The following is a 1,415-nucleotide window of genomic DNA, read 5'->3' on the forward strand; positions in this document are numbered from 1 at the left end:
TTCGCGTGAATTTGCAAGATCGCGGACGCTTTCATTACAGCATGATTTTGGGTAAAAACTTCTTAAAGCACGGTGCGTAAGTGGCGAGTGAAACCAATTACATCGTGACGAAAAAACCAGATTACGAAAAATAGTCGAACCGTCGCCTAACCTAATTGCCAATACCCAAAGTCCGCTCTGAGAATCTTGTGGCTTTGGGTATAATTCTAGGTTTAGGATGAAGATCGCATAAGCGTCGATGCTGCTTAATGTGCGGCTTTTTTTATGCCGAAATGAATAGGAGCCAAATTGAAAACTAAGCTGATTACCCGTGAAGGTTATAACAAACTCAAGCAAGAGCACGATTACCTCTGGAATGAAAAGCGTCCAGAAATCACCAAGATCGTGACGTGGGCGGCCAGCCTTGGCGATCGTTCGGAAAATGCTGACTACACCTTCAATAAACGACTGCTGCGTCAAATCGATCGACGCGTTCGTTTTCTCAGAAAGTTTTTACCTGAAGTCACCATCGTAGATTACTCACCTCAACAAGAAGGCAAAGTCTTTTTTGGTGCTTGGGTCGAGATTGAAAACGAAGCCGGTGATGTGAAGAAGTTCCGCATTGTGGGGCCAGAAGAAATATATGGCGATGCCAAAGATTACATCTCCATTGATTCCCCTATGGCCAGAGCCATGTTGAAAAAGCAAGTGGATGAAGAATTTACCGTTCGAACGCCGGAAGGTGACAAAGAGTGGTTCATCAATTCGATTGAATACAACAAGCAAAGCGCAGAATCTTAACTTCCTCGACCTTGAAACATTCGGCGAGCGAAGTGCGTTTGCCAATGATGTTGACCTATTTTTATGCGCCCTCATTTGAGGGCGCGAGCTGTATTTACTGGAGAGGTTTAAAATGAAAGCCGTGATTTGTGGTGCTGCGTTAACGATGGCTATTTCGCTTCCTACTGTCGCTCAAGAAGAGCTAAAAGGGTGTGATGCCAAAGCGTTTGCTCTTGAGCAGCAAATTGAATACGCCACAGTACAAGGTAATCAAAAGCGCATTGATGGATTAAAACGAGCCCTTGCTGCGATTGAGGATGAATGCTCGGAAGAAGATTTACGCGAAAAACTGCAAGCAGAAGTCGAACAAAAAGCGCAAAAAGTAAAAGCTCGCGAGCTAGAATTGGCAGAGGCACAAACGTCGGGTTCGAGCGACAAAATCGAGAAAAAGCGCCGAAAGTTAGATGAAGCGCAAAAAGAATGGTTAGACGCTAAACGTGAGTTGGAATGGAATTACGGCCAGTAGGCGCACCGACCTTCGCGGCGGTTAAAGCCACCTCTCATCGCGTTTTTGTGGCGTTGTTCACATCTCGAAACAAAGTCAATATCGCTAAATACTTAGGGCGGCGCGCAAATAATTTCCCAAAACCGCGTCT

General features: G+C 45.3%; 2 protein-coding genes. Both read left to right on the forward strand.

Translation table 11 applies throughout. From position 1 onward, the window contains the following. Window positions 1-288: 288 nt before the first annotated feature. The gene (gene greB, locus R7M72_RS24680; RefSeq protein ID WP_005458979.1) at window positions 289-780 is read left to right on the forward strand and encodes a transcription elongation factor GreB; all 492 of its coding nucleotides are present in this window, start codon (window positions 289-291) and stop codon (window positions 778-780) included. A gap of 112 nt (window positions 781-892) precedes the next feature. After that, the gene (locus R7M72_RS24685) at window positions 893-1,285 is read left to right on the forward strand and encodes a DUF1090 domain-containing protein (RefSeq protein WP_101945034.1); all 393 of its coding nucleotides are present in this window, start codon (window positions 893-895) and stop codon (window positions 1,283-1,285) included. Window positions 1,286-1,415: the final 130 nt, after the last annotated feature.

Source organism: Vibrio sp. YT-18 (genome assembly GCF_033337345.1).
GTDB lineage: Bacteria > Pseudomonadota > Gammaproteobacteria > Enterobacterales > Vibrionaceae > Vibrio > Vibrio alginolyticus.

Bases quoted from the DNA above. Each gene is read 5' to 3' on its own strand.
- R7M72_RS24685 (WP_101945034.1), top strand. From the start codon at position 893: ATGAAAGCCGTGATTTGTGGTGCTGCGTTAACGATGGCTATTTCGCTT.